The following is an 18955-nucleotide window of genomic DNA, read 5'->3' on the forward strand; positions in this document are numbered from 1 at the left end:
CGCTTTTTGAAAAAGACTATTCTTCTGGCTTAGTCCGGTCGATGTTGGTCATAGCCATGTAGTCCATCCATTCATCGTATTGTTCTTCGGTCACCTTGCCGCTCTTGAGGGCAGCTTCCTTCAAGGTAGTGCCTTCGCGTTGAGCAGTTTGCGCGATTACGGCAGCTTCGTGGTAGCCGATCTTTGGTGACAGAGCAGTAACAGTCATCAAGGAGTTTTCCAGCAGGTCGTCCATTCTTTGTTCGTTGACAGTCAAACCGTGGATCATCTTGTCAGCGAAGCCAGTGATAGTGCCGGCCAGGATTTCAGCTGATTCCAGGAAGGCAGCAATCATGACAGTCTTGAAGACGTTCATTTCGAAGTTGCCTTGGCTGGCAGCGAAGTTGATGGTTACGTCGTTGCCCAATACGCGGGCTACAGCCATGGTTACGGCTTCAGCTTGGGTTGGGTTAACCTTGCCTGGCATGATTGATGAGCCCGGTTCGTTGGCAGGAATGTTCAGTTCACCGTAGCCGGCACGTGGGCCAGAAGCCAGGAAGCGGATGTCTTGGGCAATCTTGAACATGTCGTTGGCCAAAGTCTTGAAGGCGCCGTGCATTACGCTCAAAGCTGAGTGGTGAGCCAGGCCCCAGAACTTGTTGGTGTCAACCTTGAATTCGTGGCCGTAAACTTCTGACAGCTTGCCAGCGATTGCTTCAGTCATGCCTGGTGCTGCGTTTAAGCCAGTACCTACGGCAGTACCACCGATAGCCAATTCGTAAAGGCTTGGCTTCAATTCTTGGATGTAGGCCAGGTCATGCTTCAAGGCTGAGATGTAGCCGGAAACTTCTTGGCCGAAAGTCAAAGGAGTAGCGTCTTGCAGGTGGGTGCGGCCAACCTTGACAGTCTTCCAGTACTTGTCTTGCTTTACCTTAAGTTCGTCAATCAAGTGTTGAATAGCTGGTTCCAGCTTGTCGACAGCTTCAACGGCAACGATGTTCATTGCAGTTGGGTAAGTGTCGTTTGAGCTTTGGCCACGGTTGACGTCATCGTTTGGCAGGATGTTCAAGCCTGGGTGAAGCTTGTTGGCCAGGTTGGCAACAACTTCGTTGACGTTCATGTTGGTTTGAGTACCTGAACCAGTTTGCAATACGTGAAGTGGGAAGTCCTTGCGCAAGTCTTCGTCGCTGAGAGCCAGCAATTGGTCGATAGCTTCTTCGATTGCTTGTCCCTTTTCAGCTGGTTCATCGCCAACTTCAACGTTTGATTCAGCAGCAGCCTTCTTCAAGTGCAGGAAAGCACGGATGATAGCCAATGGCATCAATTCGCCGGATGGGAAGTTGTTGCGGCTTCTTTCAGTTTGCGGGCCCCAGAGAGCTTCCTTAGGAATCTTAACTTCACCGATCGTGTCTGATTCAATACGGTATTCTTGTTCTGCCATCTTACAAATCTCCTTACAATAAACTTTTACAAAAATCTTGCTTAACTACTTGCATTATATAACGGCTTTTTTGAATTTTGTTAAAAATGACACAGCTTTTTGTTGTTTTTTAAAGAATTTCAAGGACTGTCTATTTTTTGAAATTTGAACAATTTTTTGGCAAAATTCTTAAAATGCAAAAGTTTTCAAGCTGAAGTAAGCGGTTGCTAGAAGTATTTCGCAATTTAATTTGACGTAGGGAAAATTTTTTGGCCTATTTTTTACAGGGAGTTAATGAAAAATGTAACTTGTGAAATGTTCATTTGCTAAAAGTGATTTAGACAGTTCCTTCTTATAATAATACGCTTTCATTGCTCTTAAGAAGAATGCGCAAAATGAGCATAGCGGAAAAAGCAGATTTTTTCAGTCATACATCCCCCGGTACAAAAACAAAAATACAAGGGAAAAAAGAGCTCCAGAAGTTGCTAAACGCTTCTAGAGCTCTTTGTTTATGGACTGATTTTTAGGAAATCAGGACTTACTTTTCTTGCTTTCTTTTCTTAAAGCTAAGGCCAAAGAGAGAAACTCCGGCCAGCAGAGACAGGATACCTGCCAAGATGCCAGGCTTAGCTTCCTTCTCACCGGTTTGCGGGAGCTGAGCTGCAGCCGCGGCTGGAGTCTTTGCGGCAGAAGCAGACTTAGCAACAGGTTGGGCAGCTGGTACCTTAGCAGCTGACTTAGTCACAGGAGCTGGAGTCTTAACAGCAGACTTAGTTGCTGGCTCTTCATCCGCGTTCACTACAGTTACAACGTCACTGTCGTCGGTATCTTCATCTGTATCAGCTGGTTCTTCAGTATCAGTTGGTTCAGTAGATGGTTCTTCGGACGGCTCGGTAGTCGGTTCTGTCGTTGGCTCAGTAGACGGTTCTGTACTTGGCTGAGTCGGGTCTTCTGTTGGCTTAGTCGGTTCCGTTGGAGTTGTTGGTTCCGTCGGCTTAGTCGGTTCCGTTGGACTCGTTGGCTTCGTCGGTTCAGTCGGCTCAGTCGGAGTCGTTGGCTCTGTCGGCTTGCTTGGCTCCGTTGGACTCGTCGGTTCAGTCGGCTTTGTCGGCTCTGTTGGGGTCGTCGGTTCTGTCGGAGTTGTCGGTTCCGTCGGCTGAGTTGGTTCGGTTGGAGTCGTCGGTTCGGTTGGCTTAGTCGGCTCCGTTGGGGTCGTTGGCTTCGTTGGAGTCGTCGGTTCCGTTGGAGTTGTTGGTTCCGTCGGCTGTGTTGCTTCCAAAGCAGCCAGGCGGGCCTTTGCCAGGTTCAAAGCGTGCAGAGTTGCGGCCACTCTTGCCTTGGCTTTCGTCAACGTTTCCTTCTTATCCGCCAAATCAGCTTCTGCCGCGGTCAAAGCAGCTTGCGCGCTTGCCGCATTAGCCTTAGCGTCTTCAACTGCCTGGTCTTCCTTTTCCGTGGAAGTTGACAGCTTGGCACTTTCTTCTGCCTTAAGAGCAAGTTCACTGACTTGAGCATCAGCATTTGCCTTTGCCTCTGCAGCCGCAGTTTCTGCAGTCTCTGCTTGAACCTTTGCTGCCTGCAGGTCAGCCAGCTTTTGCTTAGCAGTTGCCAATTCAGATTCAGCCTTCTGACTGGCCGCATTAGCAGTGGCCACTTTTGCCGTAGCATCTTCTACCGCGGCATTTGCGTCAGCTGCAGCTTTTTCTGCATCCCCGACTGCCGTTTCAGCCGCGTCAACACTAGCTTGCGCGCTTTGCAGATTCTTTGCGCTCTCTTCAGCCTCTGCCTTAGCAGCCTCCAGCTTGGCGGTTAAATCCGTTACCTTGCTTTCTGCTGCCTGCAAAGCCTCTGCCGTGTTCTTTACTGCTGCTTCTGCCGTACTTGCCGCTTCAGTCTTTTCCTTTAAAGCTGCCTGCTTTTCCGTCAAAGCGGTCTGGGCGCTGGTCAATGCCGTTTGTGCAGCTGCCGTTTCTGCCTTGGCCGCGTTCAAAGCAGTCTCTGCCTTAGTAGCCAGATCTTGCGCCTTGGTCAAAGCCTCCGTCTTAGCTGCCGTCGTTTCCTGGGCAGCAGCGTAGGCTTCTTGTGCCTTCTTTACAGCTTTATCTGCCGCGGCCACTTTATCTTTTGCCGCCTGCAGATTACTATTAGCCGTCTCTAGATTGCTAGTCGCGGTAGCTAGATAATTCTTTTCTGGTTCCAGGTAAATGTACTGGTATTGATCCCGCGCGCCTTCTTTTTTAGACAGATCAGTTATTGCGTCAATCACCTTCTGCCGGTCCCCTGTCCCCAATGCCGGAACTTCATATTCGGTTGAATGGTCATTAGTGAAGCTGACTGAGTTAAAGTGGATCTGCAGGTAGTGATCGATCGACACGCCCAAGTATTCCGTTCTGGTTGGGTTGGCAAAAAGGAACGCCTTCATGTGCCCCCAATTTGACCCGGAGTCGTCAACCAGGCACCCCAAGATTGACTCATAGATCGCCTGCTTAAGCTTGTTCATACTGATCGTGCCAGTGTAGGCCTGCATATTTGTAGTTGCGTTTCTGACTGCCGTGTATTCAGCAAGATTCTTGGTCTTTTCATCTTGCGTGTAATTCAGCCAGACAAAACCGTTGGTCGCATTCTCTGATTCGCTGTTGCTATAGATGCCGCGGCTGCTGTAGTCCATTGCTACTCTGTTTAATGCCAGCACGTCGTGGCCTCTAGTCCCCAGCAGCCAGTGGTCGGCATCATATTCTTTTGCTACGTCACTGGAATATTGCACTGAATTCTGGCTGACCTTGTAAGCCTGGCGGCCATTGGCCTCGCGCAGCGGATTGATCAGGGAAGCCGCGTACAAAGTCAGTTCCTTAGCGTCATCCGCGTTCATCACCTGACCGTCGACAAATTCCACCTTCCGGCCTTCATCAGCGGCCGCGGAAATATAGCGGTTGTTGTAGGTGAAGCCTGGCAGGCCCTTTTGCCCAACTTCGTACAGCTTCTGGGCCGCTGCCGCCTTGCTGTTTTCGTCAGCAGCATAGTATTCCTTAGCCGCCTCTAAAAAGCCGTCTGGCAAAACAATCTTGTTGACGTCACCTTCTGCCGTCTTAGTGGCTTGAAGATTGGCTTCCGCGTCAGTTACAGCCTTTTGATAAGTATTCTCAAAAGTATTCTGCCGCTCTTCTGTCAAATTCTTGTGGTAGTTATAAGCTGCTTGCGCGGTCTTGGCCTTCTTCTCTAAATCCAGAACATCGCCACTGTATAAAACTTCAGTTGCCACTTCAGTGTCTACGGCAGACTTGGCCTTGGCTTCGTCATTGACGGCCGCGGTCTGCTCTGCCTCTGCCGCAGTCTTGGCGGTTTGGGCATCATCGTAAGCCTTTTGAGCTGCTTCTTGGTTGGCTGTCTTTTGGTCAGCATTGGCCTTGGCTGAATCGTAGACAGTTTGAGCTTGATCAGCTGCTTTTTGGGCCTCTTCTTCTGCTGCCTTGGCCGTTTCCTGGGCCTTTACCGCATCATCATTGGCCTTTTGAGATGTACTTGCTTCTTCGCTCGCGTTTTGCAAATCTTGTTCGTTCTTCGCTACAGCAGTATTTGTTGAGTTTGCTTGGTCAGTCGCCTTAGCTAAGCCGTCTTGCGCGTTTTTAAGATTAGCAGCAGCCTTGTCTTTAACCGCGGACTTTTGCACCGCCTGGCTTTTGGCCGATTCTTGAGCTTGAGTGGCGGAAGCTGCCTGTTCTTTAGCTTGCTTTGCTGCCTCTTCCTTTTGGCTGACCTCTTTTGCCTGCTCGCTGGCCGCTTGGCTGGCAGCAGCTGAATTATTCCGCGCGTCCTGGAGGGCTTGCCCTGCCTTAGTTTGCGCTTCTTTTGCCTGGTCTAAATTGGCTTGATCAGCAGCTTGAGTGGCCTTGTTTGCCTCTGCAGTTTTAGCAGCTTCTGCTTGCACGTCTTGAGCCGCGGTCAAATCTGCCTGGGCAGCTTCATTGGCCTTTTGCGCCTCATTGACGGCACTTTCCTGGTCAGCAACCGCGCTTTGCGCTTGGTCTGCTGCCTGTTGAGCCTGCGTATTTTCTGCTTCAGCCGTCTTAACATTCTCTTGCGCCGTCTTCAAGTCATCCTGGCTGGAACTAGCCTGCACGTCATTAGTGGCCGCGCTGACTGGCTGCGGTAAGTTTACCGCCCCTAGGCTGACTGCCCCAATACCAGCAGCCGCAACTGCCGCCATCTGCTTGATCCGGGTCTCGCTTCTCGCTTTCATGTTTTTTCCCCTTTTCGCTCTTAAATAGTAAAATCACATATATATTTAATTATAAAGGATGGAGATATCCCCGGAAAAGCGGGAAGCATCGGAAAAATAAAGATTCTTTTATCTATTAGAAAGACAAAAATATCATCAAAATGCAATAAAGCTGCTAAACTATTTTCGCCCAAAGGATCTGTAATTAGCTTATAATTTAAGTTAAACCGTCTGAAAAAAGAGCCTTTACAGGCCAACTTGTGCTAGGCTTGTGATTGCGAAAGGAAGTTTTTTATCATGGCAAGAATGTCGCGCAGACAGTACCAAGAAAGACAAGAACAAACCGCGCAAAAGCAGACGCGGCAGACAAGCTTTAATTCCGTTCCCCGACTGGACACTGACGGGGCTTCAAGAAGCGAGCAGAAGGTCCGGCTCAACTTCTGGCAGATCTTCGCTGACCGCCCTTACGTCACGGTCATCATGATCAGCCTGGCCATCTTCTGCATCCTGGCCAAGTGGTGGATCGGCCTGGCCATCATCATCGTCTTGACCATCGCCGGCATCTTCGTGATCGGCCGCTCCCATCACCCTAACCGGGTTCTCAGTCTGGAATTCAAGCTCAAGGCCTCCCGCAAGCTGAGCATGATTAAGGCCCTGCAGCTTCTGGGTTCAACCATCATGTTCCTGGCCGCCTACATGCGGCAGATCGTCAGCGTTGACTTCACCAGCGCCGGGACAACCGACAGTTTGACCGTCGTACAGAACATGCTCTCCAGTCAGGGGACTTTCGGCCAGCAAGGGTCCTATTTTTTGAACCTCTTCAACCAGCTGACCGGGGGCTCTTTATGGGGGACTTACCGCTACGCCACCAACAGCTCGCAGATGATGAACTCCACTGCCGGCACCATGATCATCCTCTGGATCTTCCTCTTGATGATCGCCCCAGCCTTCTGCGTTTTGTCCCAGTTCTTCAGAGAGCCTTACTCCCGGCACGTGATGACGGTGGCCTCCTTGATCTCCACCATCTCCTTTGCCTTGACGCCAACTCTGATGAACCGTTGGGTCATCTCATACGCCGTGGAAAATCAGATGAGCCAGGCAGCAGCGGAAAAGGCTGTCCAGGTCGGCAGCATGGTCTACCCGGCCATCATCTCCGCCGTCTTTGTCCTCGTCCTGGCTATCTACCGGGAGATCAAACGAGATGAATTTGAATAGCAATGAAAAAAGCTTCAGTATTGCTTTACTGAAGCTTTTTTGCTTGATTCTAAATCTCCATTTTCCTACCCCAGCAATTTCTGGTACAAGGCGTAAGTCCGGGCATCGTAGGCCACCATGATTACCCGCATTTCGTAATCCTTGTGTTCTCTCAGCCACTTGCGGACCTCACCGAAGGCCACCTTGCTGGCCGCGTCCAGCGGATAGCCGTAGACCCCGGTTGAAATCGCGGAAAAAGCGACCGAGTGCAGGCCGTTTTCCTTGGCCACCCGCAGGCTGTTTCTGTAGCAGGCCGCCAAAAGCAGAGGATCGCTATGCGAACCCGAGTAAACCGGCCCTACCGTATGGATGATGTACTTGGCCGGCAGGTTAAAGCCTGGCGTGATCTTGGCCTCACCCGTCTCGCAGCTGCCCAGGGCCCGGCAGGCCTCATTCAATTTTTGTCCCGCTGCCCGGTGGATGGCCCCGTCGACGCCGCCACCGCCCCGCAGTTCCCGGTTAGCCGCGTTGACGATCGCGTCCACCTTCAAAGTCGTGATATCTCCTTGCCAGATTTCCAAATTCATTAGTCCTCTTCGCCCTCCTCTAAGTACATTTCCCGGAACTTTTCCAGATCAGCCTGCTTGAAGCCCAGTTTTCTGGTAAAAAATTTGTCAAAACTGCCCCAGCCCTGCCGGATAGTCTCCGTGATTCCTTTAACCGCCGGTCCTTCACCCCGGGTCACGTTCATCTTCGCGATCACCTGCGACAGCTTCTCATTAGTCGGATGCTGCTTCTCAATGGAAAAATCGTACAGCTCATCCGTCAGCAAATAGTCCTCCGCGATCGTCTTGTCGTCCACGCCCAGGGCCATCAAGATCAAAATACTGATGATCCCCGTCCGGTCCTTCCCAGCCGCGCAGTGGTAGACCAGGGCCTGGTCCTTTGGCAATTTCAGCAGCTCCTCAAAGACCCGCTTGATCCCCTCTTCTGAGTGCTCATTCAACAAAACCTGCTGGTAGATCTTGGGCAGGTAGTCGTCAAATTCCGGCAGATGGTGGAAAAAGCGCAAGAAAGGATGGGCCTGGTTGAAGCGGTCACCTTCAGCGTAAAGGCCAATATTCACAAAACGGACCCCCGGCCAGGTCTGGTCCGGATACCCTTTTTGCTCCCGGCTGGACCGCAGGTCGCAGTCCACCGTAATGTGCAGGTTGGCCAGAATCACCCGGTCCTTGGTCGACAGCTCGTTTAAAGCCGCCGACCGGTAGATCTTCCGCCACTTGACCCGGCGGCCGTCCAAGCCTTGATAGCCGCCCAGGTCACGGAAGTTGACCGGCATGTCCAGCTCAATCACCCTTTGCATCTCCATCCTGCATCCCTCTTTTCCAAAAAAACGCGAAAATTTCTTCTCCCTTCCATTTTAGTTTTCCCGTAATTTTTTGGCAAAAAAACCGCCCCAGCCAAAGGCGGAGCGGTAAAAAATTCTATTCCAAAAACTTGTCCCTAAGCCGGTCCAAGTCTCCTTGGCCAAAGCCCAGGCTGGCAAAGTAGCGGTCAAAGCCGCCCCAGGTCTGCCGGATCGTTTCCGTAATCCCGTAAAAAGCCGTCTGGCTGACCTGGGTCTGGTTCATCTTGGCAATCTGCTTGCCCAAGCGGTCATTTTCATCCGCCTCATCCCAGTCTCGGCTGTATTCCCGGCTGAGCAGGTAGTCCCGCAGGATCTCCCGGTCATCCAGGCCTAAGGCCATCAAGACGATCACCGATACCATCCCGGTCCGGTCCTTGCCCATGGAGCAGTGGTAGAGCAAGGCATCGTCATCTTCCAGAGCCAGCATCTCCTTAAAAATCTCCCGCATCACCAGGCCCGTTCTGGGAGCGACAAGATTCTGCTGGTAGATCATGGCCAGGTAGGACAATTTGGGCAGCTTGCTGGAATACTTCTCCCAGGCCGCCTCAGCTTCTTCCTCTTCATCCCCGCTCTCGCTGTAAAAGTGGGCGTCGATCAGTTTTGCCCCTGGCCAGAGCTTGTCAGGGAAGTTGTCCTGCTCATGCCGGGAGCGCAGATCGCAGTCCACCACAATCTTCCGCCGGGCCAGTTCAGCTTGGTCAGCCTTGGTCAAGTAGCTCAAGGAACCCGACCGGTAGAGCCGGCCCCACTTGACAGTCCGGCCGTCCTGGCTCTTGTAGCCGCCCAAATCCCGGCAGTTGTAGCCGGCTTCCAATTTTACGATCCGCTTTGGCATTTTTATCCCTTCATCCTGTCAAAAACTAAAAATCTTTCCCGTGGGCAAAGACCCGGGTGGCCAGAACCGCCCGCTGCCAACCCGCATAGAGCCGATCTCTTTCCTCTGCTTCCATCTTCGGTTCAAAGGCGGCCCCGGTCTTGGCAATCTCCTTCAAGCTGCTTACATCTTCCCAGTAGCCGACGGCTAAACCAGCCAAAAAGGCTGCCCCCAGGCCAGTGGTTTCCAAATCCGCTGCCCGCTCAATCTTCTTGCCTAAAAGGTCAGCCTGGAACTGGAGGAGGTAGTTGTTGTTTGAAGCCCCGCCGTCGACTCTGAGAACTGGAATTTCAATCCCCGAGTCCTTCTGCATGGTATCGACCACATCCCTGGTCTGGTAGGCCAATGATTGCAGGGTCGCCTTGATCAAGTCCTTGTCACTACTGCCTCTGGTCAGGCCAAAAATCGCCCCCCGGGCTTCACTGTCCCAGTATGGTGCCCCCAAACCGGTAAAGGCAGGAACCACGTAGACTTCATTGGCATCTTTTGATTCCAGGGCTGCCTGCTCAGATTCTGGGGCTGAGTTCAGCAGCTTGACTGAATCTCTCAGCCACTGAATGGCTGACCCGGCCACGAAGACGGACCCTTCCAAAGCATAGTTTACTTGCTCGCCCAGCTTGTAGCCAATCGTCGTCAGCAAATTGTTCTTGGATTCGATCGGTTCCTCCCCCGTGTTCATCACGATGAAGGACCCGGTCCCGTAGGTGTTCTTGACCATCCCCGGCTTGAGGGCCAATTGGCCAAACAAGGCAGCCTGCTGGTCCCCGGCCATCCCGGCAATCGGCACTCTGCCCCCGAAGAACTGGTAAGGGTCGGTTTCCCCGTAAACTTCAGAATTTGATTTAACTTCCGGCAGCATGACCCGCGGAATCTTCAGCAAATCCAAGATCTCCTGGTCCCAGGTCAAGTCATGAATGTTAAAGAGCATGGTCCGGCTGGCATTGGTGCAGTCAGTTACATGGACCCGCCCCCGGGTCAGTTTCCAGACCAGCCAGGTGTCGATCGTGCCAAAAAGGAGCTCCCCTTTTTCTGCCCGCTCCTGGGCTCCTTCCACATGGTCTAAAATCCAGCGGATCTTCGTGGCGGAAAAGTAAGGGTCGATCACCAGTCCCGTCTTTTGCCGGATCATATCGCTATAGCCGTCTTTAACCAGCTTCTCCGCGATCTCGCTGGTCTGCCGGGACTGCCAGACGATAGCCGGGTAGATTGGCCGGCCAGTCTCCTTGTCCCAGACCACCGTGGTTTCTCTTTGGTTGGTGATCCCGATGGCCGCCAGCTGATCCGGCCGGATGCTTGAATTGATCAAGGCCGTTGAAGTCGTGATCTGGACCGCGTTCCAGATTTCTTCAGCCTGGTGCTCTACCCAGCCGGGCTTGGGGAAGTACTGGGTGAATTCCCGGGCCACGCTGGCCACCTGCTGGCCGGCATGGTTGAAGATGATTGCCCTGGTTGAGGTCGTCCCCTCGTCGATTGCCAAAATGTATTGTTCGCTCATGTTTTCTTCCTTTTAAACTTATCATTTTTTGCTTTACTTACTGCTTTTTCGCCGTCTTTTTGCGAAAACGCTTACCATTTAAGTCTAAGCCAGTTTGTGAAAAATGCAAGCTAAAAGGACCTGTCTTTAGATTATTATTTTTCTCCCTTTTAGTTTATAATCAGTGTAATTGATTACGATAAGGAAGAATTTGACTATGGCTGATAATTTGATTCGCATTGCCTACCTCTACGAAGACTTGATGAACACCTACGGGGACTCTGGTGACGTCAAGATCCTCCGCTACTTTTTGCATAAAAAAGGCTACCAGACCCAAATCGACAACATTTCCCTGGGCAGCCAGTTCAACGCGGCTGACTATGACTTTGTCTTCTTCGGCGGCGGCCAGGACTATGAACAAAGCATTGTGGCCAAGGACCTGCAACGCTTCAAGGAAACCCTAAACGACTACATCCAGGCCGGCAACCCCATGCTGGCCATCTGCGGGGGCTACGAACTGATGGGGACCTACTACAACACCATTTCCGGAACCAAGATCAAGGGCCTGGGGATCCTGCCCCTGCACACGGAATTTGACCCGGAGAAGCGGATGATCGGCGACACCAAGTACGAAACTGAATGGGGCCCGACCATCGGCTTTGAAAACCACTCCGGCCAGACCTTCCTGGACGACCGGGAAATGCTCAAGCCTTTCGCCAAGGTGGTTGAAGGCTACGGCAACAACCATGAGGAAAAGGAAGACGGGGTCCGCTACAAGAACTTCATCGGCTCTTGGTCCCACGGCCCGATGCTTAAGAATGAGAATGTCGCCAGCGCCCTGGTGGACATGATTTTAGACCGGCATGCTGCCCGCGTGGCCCAATAAGACAGCTTTTTGACCAGCTTTTTTAGGAGCTGGTCTTTTTTTCGCGATTTTTTAAAAAAATTTACTATTTCACACTTGTGCTATACCACAGATGTGGTATAATAATTGTCGTAGGGAAGTGAGAACGATGAAGATCGATATTATTCGATACCTCGACGACAAGCACCTGACCATTTACCGGGTGGCGAAAGAGTCGGGCTATGGCTACACTACCCTTCACAAGTCATTTAACAAGCAGCAATCAAATGCGACGTCAATCAACTTGCGCGATCTCGACGCGATCGCCCGGGCCCAGCACGTGGCGATGTGGCAGGTTCTGCGTGAGCTGGAGAATGATTATCTCAGCGATGACGATGATGACTAAACTAAATACGAAGGTTGGTTTAACCGCTGAGCAAGTCCTATTGTGTTGATTTCGATTGATGCAGAAGGGCTTTTTAGTTAGCCTAAAACCAGCACCTTATTTTACTCAGAAAGAGGTAAAATCATGGCTTACGACAACTTTAACGATATGGATGATCTTTTTAGAGACTTAATGAACGGCATGGGCGGCTTCAATTCCGAAAACCGCCGCTACTTGATCAACGGCCGGCAGGTAACTCCGGAAGAATTCGCTGAATACCAAAAGACCGGGCAACTCCCAGGGCAAGGACAAGCTAAGAATGTCCAGGGCAAGCAAAAGAAGGCCAACGGCATTTTGGAAAAATTAGGCCGGAACTTGACCGCTGAAGCCCGGGAAGGCAAGCTCGACCCGGTCATCGGCCGGAACAAGGAAATCCAGGAAACGGCGGAAATCCTCTCCCGCCGGACCAAGAACAACCCAGTTCTGGTCGGGGACGCCGGGGTCGGCAAGACCGCGGTCGTTGAAGGCTTAGCCCAGGCGATTGTCCATGGGGACGTGCCAGAAGCAATCAAGAACAAGGAAATTATTTCCATCGACATCTCCAGCCTGGAAGCCGGGACTCAGTACCGGGGCTCCTTTGAGCAGAACATCCAGGACCTGGTCAAGGAGGTCAAGGACAGAGGCAATGTCATCCTCTTCTTTGACGAAATCCACCAGATCCTCGGCGCCGGCGGCATGGGCGACGGCAATGGCTCCAAGGGGATGAGCGACATCTTGAAGCCGGCCTTGTCCAGAGGTGAAATCACCGTAATCGGGGCCACCACCCAAGACGAATACCGGAACACCATCATGAAGGACGCCGCTTTGGCCCGCCGTTTCAATGAAGTAACGGTCAACGCACCAAGTCCGGCTGACACCTTCAAGATCTTGATGGGGATCCGGTCCCTCTATGAAAAGCACCACAATGTGGAACTGCCAGACGACGTCTTGAAGGCCGCCATCGACTACTCAGTCCAGTACATTCCGCAGCGGTCCCTGCCTGACAAGGCCATCGACCTTTTGGACATGACCGCCGCTCACCTGGCTGCCCAGCACCCGGTGACCGATGCCAAGACCATCGAAAAGCAGATCAAGGAAGAAAAGCAGGCCCAGGAAAAGGCCGCTGAAAAGGAAGACTACGAAGCCGCCTTGGAACACAAGACCAAGGCTGAAAAGCTGGAAAAGCAGCTGAGTGAAAACCACGAAGAAAGAAAGACCGTGGCTACTCCAGCTGACGTGGCCGCTGCCGTTGAACGCTTGACCGGGATTCCGGTTTCCAAGATGGGCGCCAGCGACATCGAACGCCTGAAGGGGCTCAGCAGCCGCTTAAAGGGCAAGGTCATCGGCCAGGACGAAGCCGTTGAAGCTGTAGCCAAGGCTATCCGCCGCAACCGGGCCGGCTTTGACGACGGCAACCGGCCAATTGGCTCCTTCCTCTTCGTCGGCCCGACCGGGGTCGGCAAGACGGAACTGGCCAAGCAGCTGGCCTTGGACATGTTTGGCTCTAAGGATGCCATCATCCGCCTGGACATGTCTGAATACTCCGACCGGACGGCCGTTTCCAAGCTGATCGGGACCACCGCCGGCTACGTGGGCTACGATGACAACTCCAACACCTTGACTGAAAAAGTTCGCCGCAACCCTTACTCAATCATCCTTTTGGACGAAATTGAAAAGGCTGACCCGCAGGTCATCACTCTGCTCTTGCAAGTGCTTGATGACGGCCGCTTAACTGACGGGCAAGGCAATACGGTCAACTTCAAGAACACCATCATTATCGCTACCTCTAACGCCGGCTTTGGCAATGAAAAGCTGATGGGCAACGCTAAGAAGGACGAAAAGCTGATGGACCGGCTGGCTCCTTACTTCAGACCGGAATTCCTCAACCGCTTCAACGCGGTCATCGAATTCAGCCACCTGACCAAGGAAGACTTAAAGGAAATCGTCAACTTGATGCTGGCTGACGTAAACAAGACTCTGGCCAAGAAGGGCATCAGCTTGACTGTCAGTGAAAGCGCCAAGGACTACTTGATTGAACAAGGCTACGACGAAGCTATGGGCGCACGGCCACTGAGAAGAGTCATCGAGCAGGAAATCCGTGACAAAGTCACCGACTACTACCTGGACCACTTGGATGTCAAGAAGCTGAAGGCTGACATGGTCGACGGGGCTCTTGAAATCAGTGAAGACAAGTAATTCATTTCTTTAACCAATTTGCATAATCATAAAAAAGGCAGTCTTTTGACTGCCTTTTTTGCTTTTGTTCAGATCTTTGTATTATAATCAATAGGTAATATAAGAACGCTTACGGAAGGTTGCTATATGCCAGATAATTTGTACGATTTTAGTGAAGACGCGCGGGAAACTTACGAACGCTCTCCTTTTCCCATCCTAATCTACCAACTGATTGGCGGGCAATACAAAGTCATTCTCTTATCAGATGGCTACTGCCAGATGGTCCAGTCAGACCGGGAATCAATGCTGGACTATCTCAACCAACGCAGCTTCAACCGGATCCACCCGGATGACCGGAACCGGCTGCTGGCCTATTCTAGAAAAATGGGCCAGCAAGCCAGCGGACAGATGACCTACCGCTTGTCGATCGGCGGTCATTATCACCAGCTTTTAGCTTATTGCAAATCACAAATAACTAAAACTGGTCAAAAGCTCTTGGTCGTCCATTATTTTGATCTGACGACAGGCGGCAGTGACTTAATCGACAGCCTGGATCCCTATCTCAAAGCTCCTAAAAAGCATGACTTGATCGACGGGCTGACCGGCCTGGCCAATATGACCAACTTCAACGAAAGCGGCGGCCATTACCTGCGCGAGATCATCAAGGACCGCGGCCAGGCAGCCGTGGTTATTCTGGACGTCAACAACATGCACGTCTACAACAACCGCTTTGGCTACCTCAAGGGTGACGCCTTCCTTTGCCAATTGGCCACGCTGCTGAAAAAGGAATTCCCGGATGCCCACCTGGCCCGCTACTTCCAAGACCAGTTTGTCATCATTACTGACTCCAGCCAGATTGACAACCAGCTGGTCAAGCTGAATCTGAAGGTCAAGGCACTTTCTGAAGGCCACCTGGCCACTATTCACTGCGGGATCTACCTGGCAGATGAAGACAAGGAGCTGGCCCTGGCCGCCGTTGACAAGGCCCGCTTTGCCCTGTTTGCCTCCCGCAATTCAAACCGGGTCTGCAACTACTACACGGCCAAGGTCCAGGAAAAAGTAAATAAGCGCGACTACATCCTGGGCCACTTTACTGAAGCCCTGCAGAAGGGCTGGATCAACTCTGACGTGCAGCCAGTCATCAACTTGATGAATCACAAGATCGCGGCCTTTGAACTCCTTGCCCGGTGGAAGGATCCGGTTTACGGGATCATGTATCCAGAAGACTTTCTGCCGGTGCTGGAAGAAAGCCAGCTCTCCCACCTGCTGGACCTGCATGTTTTGGAAGAAGCCTGCAAAATCTACGCCTGTCGCCGGAAACAAGATCTGCAGATCGTCCCCCTCGTGATCAATTTGTCCACCGATGACCTGGAAAACGAGCTTTTCCTTAAAGAAGTCAACCGGCTGATGCAGAAATACCAGCTGCCCCACAGCCAGCTGATCTTTGACCTGGCCGTTTCCAGCTCCTGCAAGCCGGAAACGATCAAGCAGCTTTTAGCCGCTTTGGAAGACAATCACTACGCCTGTGCCTTTGACTGCGCCAGCAGCAGCTACCCGACCACGAACTTTTTGACCCACTACTCTTTTGAGTTCATGAAGTTTGACCTGCTTTCGCTGAACCCGGTCCGCTCCAAGGAAGCCGCGGTTCTGTCCAACCTGGTCAGCGCCTGCAAGCAGCTGGGAATCCGGCCGATTTTTAAAAATGTGGAAAACAAGCTCCAGCTGGACTTCCTCAAGTCCATCGGCGCGGTCTTGGTCCAAGGCAACTGCCTCTTCCCAGCCACGCCTTTCAAGGACAGCTTGAAGCTGCTCGGGCAAAAGGGATATTCAGCTCAAGGCCATGAGGAGCAGACCTTCTATCAAGAGATAAACCAAATCGACTTGCTAGATCCAGCCTACCGCTTCTTTGACCATAAGAAGCCTGGCCTGGGCAGCTCCGTTCCCGTGGCCGTCTACTTGATTGATGGCAACCAGGTCCGCCTGGCCTATCTCAACCCGCCCGCCCAGGACTGGGTGGCCAAGGTCAATGGGACGGAAAAAGACTATGTCAATGAACTGGAGCTGGGTCAAGACAGCAATAGCCTTCGCTTCTGGGACGCGGTCAAAAGCTGCACGGAAATCGGCGACAGCTCTTCTTACGTCTTAACGGGGCCACACTTCCACTACCGGATTCTCCTGCAGTTGGTGGCGGAAAACGGCATGACCAAGGCCTTCCTCTCAACCATGGATGGGCAGCCAGTCCGTAATCCAGTCTTTTTGGACAAGGACAAAGGAAAAATCAAGACGGACAACCTTTGGGACGCTATCACCCAACAGATCAAGCTCGGCCTTTTCTGGAAGGACAAAGAGCGCAATTTCATGGGGGCCAACCAGCACTTTTTAAACTACTATGGCTTGTCCTTGCCTGAAGTAATCGGCCATAATGATAATGAGCTGGGCCTCAACATCCACCCGGAAAACTTCCAGGAAAGCGAAGAGCAGCTTTTGCGTGACGGGGTCCCAATCAGAGAACTGGGCAAGACCCTGGCCCGGGGAAGGGTCAGGGAAATCCTGGTCTTTAAAGCGCCTGTTTATGACAAGGGACAGATCGTCGGCCTGCTTGGCTTCTTTACGGACGTGACCAACACCAGCAAGCGGATCAACCAGCTGGAACATGAAGCCGCCAGAGACGACTTGACCAGCTTGAAAAACCGGCACAATTTTGCCCGCGACTTCAACTACCTTACCGGCAAGCCGATCCTGGTCATGATGCTGGACGTCGACCACTTCAAGAAGTTCAACGACAATTTTGGCCACCGCTATGGCGACGAGGTCTTGAAGAAACTCAGCCAGCTTTTGCTCAAGATCTACGGAATCGGCCACTGCTACCGGTATGGGGGCGATGAATTCTTGATTCTGCGCGACTTTACCGATATTGACACGGTTAAAGAGCAAGACCGGCAGCTGCGGATCGAACTGGAGCATGTGCAGATCCTGGACCTCTACATGAACATCACCGTCTCTGCCGGCTATACCTACGGGATCGCCCACAACAGCGATGAAATCAAGAGCATGATCCGCCTGGCCGACCACAACCTTTACCAGGTTAAGAAAAACGGCCGCAAGGGCAGCTGCGGCAGTCCATACAAGCCTGCTTATTATTAACAAAAAGAAACAGCGTGTAAGCTTAATTTGCTTTCACGCTGTATTTTTATCTGTTGTTTTTTTGCAAGGAAATACTTTATTTTAGTCGGCTAATTCGACTGCCCGGCTGCTGGCCTTGCTTTTGTACAGGTGGATACCCAGGCCCAGCAGGTAGCCGGCAATGCCAAAAGTCAGCCAGCCCAGCCCGAGTGAGAAGAAGGGCAGGTAGTGGCCGGCAAAGGCCAGGGCGGCCTTGGCAAAAGCAGTAGTGGAAATTACGCTTGGGGCCGCGTTCAAACCGTCAAAGAGGGCCGGGATGATGGTGAAGTAAACCGCAAACTTGTAAACTGCCGGATCATTGTTGAAAAGCTTGCTGGTCAAGCCGCAGAAAATCAAGGCGATGGCCAGCGGGTAGAGGAACATCAAAACCGGAGTTGACCAGGCGATGATGGTGGTCAGGCCAACATTGGCAATGGCAAATGAGAGCAGGCAGTTGAAGGTCAGGAAAGTCCGGTAGGAAATTTTTGGAAAACGCTTATGGAAGTCCTGGGCGAAGGCAACTACCAGGCCGATGGCCGTGGACATGCAGGTGATGGTGGCTAAAGTAGCCAGGAGGGCTTCCCCGAAAGTGCCCAGGTAGTGGCGGGCGATTTGGGCAAAAGCAATCCCGCCGTTTTCAGACAATTTGAAGTAGTGCAGGCTGCTGGCGCCCAGGGCAATCAAGATAAGGTAGATGATGGCGATGCCAGCAAAGCCGATGGCACCAGTCTTGGCCAGGGCCAGGGAAGTTTCCTTGCCTTCCTTGAGCTTGAAGCCCTTGATGGCCGTAACGACCGTAATCCCAAAAGCCAAAGCAGCTAAAGCGTCCAAGGTGTTGTAGCCCTGCAGGAAGCCGTTGGTCAAAGGAGCAGTAAGGTAGTCGGCACTTGCCTGGGTGCTGCTGGCAGCCCCCATTGGCTTAAAGATGGCGATCAAAAAGATGATGAAAAGCAGGGCCAGGAAGGCTGGGTTAAGGATTTTGCCAACCCGGTCGGTGATCTTCCCTTCGCTCAAAGAGCAGTAGTAAACGATGCCGAAGAAGATGGCTGAGTAGATCAAAAGAGCCCAAGGCTGCATCCCCTTTGAGAAGTGGTCAGAAAACATGGAGAAAGGCACAGTTGCCGTCCGCGGAGTCGCGAAGAGCGGCCCCAGGGTCAGGTGAACCAAGATCAAAAAGGCCAGGGCGAACTTTTTCCCCAGCGGCCGGGCTAAACCGAAGATCCCATCAGCCCGGGTAACGGCCAGGGCCAATAAGGCGGCCAGGGGGATCAAGGTCCCGGAAATGATGAAGCCGATGGCGGCGGGAAGCCAGTTTTTGCCGGCCATTTGCCCCAGGTGAACCGGGAAGATCAGGTTCCCGGCCCCGAAAAACATGCCAAAAATCAAAGAGGCGATGATCAAATACTGTTTGCTAGTTAACTTTTTCATGATGAATCTCCTTGCAATCACTAATGATATCCGGAGATCAGCGCTAATCTCGAGTTGCTAAAAAACGAGTAAAAAAAAGTCCTTGCAGAAACGATTGTTTCTACAAGGACGCTTGCGCGTGTTACCACCTTTGCTTCACCGCTTTGTCGCCAAAACGGCCTTACCCCGTGCTGGCCCGTCGGCCAAGACGTTGTCGCTGTAAAGGGCGAACCCATTTGACACTTCGCAAAGACGTCGCGCCAACCACTCAGAGCCTACTTTCGCCTTGGACCCGTCTGCCGCTTTCCCAGCTGACCGCGGCTCTCTGTGAGACTTATGTCCAGGGCTACTCTGCTCTTTTCAGTGTTTCAACTCGTT

Annotated in this window: 12 protein-coding genes; 5 read left to right on the forward strand and 7 right to left on the reverse strand. The window is 52.2% G+C overall.

The genetic code is table 11. The annotated features are described in order from the left end of the window. Nucleotides 1–16 precede the first annotated feature (16 nt). Complete coding sequence (locus tag ACYVUU_RS10385; RefSeq protein ID WP_439774988.1) at nt 17–1420, reverse strand: class II fumarate hydratase; 1404 nt, start codon at nt 1418–1420, stop codon at nt 17–19. Nucleotides 1421–1937: 517 nt separating this feature from the next. Further along, complete coding sequence (locus tag ACYVUU_RS10390) at nt 1938–5636, reverse strand: LPXTG cell wall anchor domain-containing protein (RefSeq protein WP_484500839.1); 3699 nt, start codon at nt 5634–5636, stop codon at nt 1938–1940. A gap of 276 nt (nt 5637–5912) precedes the next feature. Here ACYVUU_RS10390 and ACYVUU_RS10395 point away from each other — a divergent pair, with 276 nt between their 5' ends. Continuing rightward, on the forward strand, nt 5913–6830 hold the full coding sequence (locus tag ACYVUU_RS10395) for a cytochrome C5 (RefSeq protein WP_484500840.1): 918 nt from the start codon (nt 5913–5915) through the stop codon (nt 6828–6830). A 65-nt stretch (nt 6831–6895) separates the two neighbouring features. Here ACYVUU_RS10395 and ACYVUU_RS10400 read toward each other — a convergent pair whose 3' ends face one another. From ACYVUU_RS10400 to glpK, 4 genes are all read right to left on the reverse strand, one after another. Further along, nucleotides 6896–7396, reverse strand: coding sequence for an O-acetyl-ADP-ribose deacetylase (locus ACYVUU_RS10400; RefSeq protein WP_484500841.1), 501 nt, complete (start codon nt 7394–7396; stop codon nt 6896–6898). Next, on the reverse strand, nt 7396–8178 hold the full coding sequence (locus tag ACYVUU_RS10405) for a tyrosine-protein phosphatase (RefSeq protein WP_484500842.1): 783 nt from the start codon (nt 8176–8178) through the stop codon (nt 7396–7398). Before ACYVUU_RS10405 ends, ACYVUU_RS10400 begins: the two co-directional genes overlap by 1 nt. A gap of 115 nt (nt 8179–8293) precedes the next feature. Further along, nucleotides 8294–9052: a tyrosine-protein phosphatase gene (locus tag ACYVUU_RS10410; RefSeq protein ID WP_439775902.1), complete on the reverse strand. Its 759-nt coding sequence runs from the start codon at nt 9050–9052 to the stop codon at nt 8294–8296. Between the two features lie 25 nt (nt 9053–9077). After that, nucleotides 9078–10586, reverse strand: coding sequence for a glycerol kinase GlpK (glpK, locus tag ACYVUU_RS10415; protein WP_484500843.1), 1509 nt, complete (start codon nt 10584–10586; stop codon nt 9078–9080). Between the two features lie 196 nt (nt 10587–10782). Here glpK and ACYVUU_RS10420 point away from each other — a divergent pair, with 196 nt between their 5' ends. From ACYVUU_RS10420 to ACYVUU_RS10435, 4 genes are all read left to right on the forward strand, one after another. Continuing rightward, nucleotides 10783–11451 carry a type 1 glutamine amidotransferase gene (locus ACYVUU_RS10420; protein WP_484500844.1) on the forward strand — a complete coding sequence of 223 codons (669 nt, stop codon included), beginning with the start codon at nt 10783–10785 and terminating at the stop codon, nt 11449–11451. A gap of 127 nt (nt 11452–11578) precedes the next feature. After that, nucleotides 11579–11815, forward strand: a complete 237-nt coding sequence (locus tag ACYVUU_RS10425) for a transcriptional regulator (protein WP_270449283.1) — start codon at nt 11579–11581, stop codon at nt 11813–11815. Between the two features lie 123 nt (nt 11816–11938). Continuing rightward, nucleotides 11939–14029: an ATP-dependent Clp protease ATP-binding subunit gene (locus ACYVUU_RS10430; protein WP_439776282.1), complete on the forward strand. Its 2091-nt coding sequence runs from the start codon at nt 11939–11941 to the stop codon at nt 14027–14029. Nucleotides 14030–14155: 126 nt separating this feature from the next. Next, nucleotides 14156–17152, forward strand: a complete 2997-nt coding sequence (locus tag ACYVUU_RS10435; RefSeq protein WP_484500845.1) for a diguanylate cyclase domain-containing protein — start codon at nt 14156–14158, stop codon at nt 17150–17152. An 81-nt stretch (nt 17153–17233) separates the two neighbouring features. Here ACYVUU_RS10435 and brnQ read toward each other — a convergent pair whose 3' ends face one another. After that, nucleotides 17234–18598 carry a branched-chain amino acid transport system II carrier protein gene (brnQ, locus tag ACYVUU_RS10440; RefSeq protein WP_484500846.1) on the reverse strand — a complete coding sequence of 455 codons (1365 nt, stop codon included), beginning with the start codon at nt 18596–18598 and terminating at the stop codon, nt 17234–17236. Nucleotides 18599–18955: the final 357 nt, after the last annotated feature.

This window comes from Lactobacillus sp. WILCCON 0058 (genome assembly GCF_057198005.1).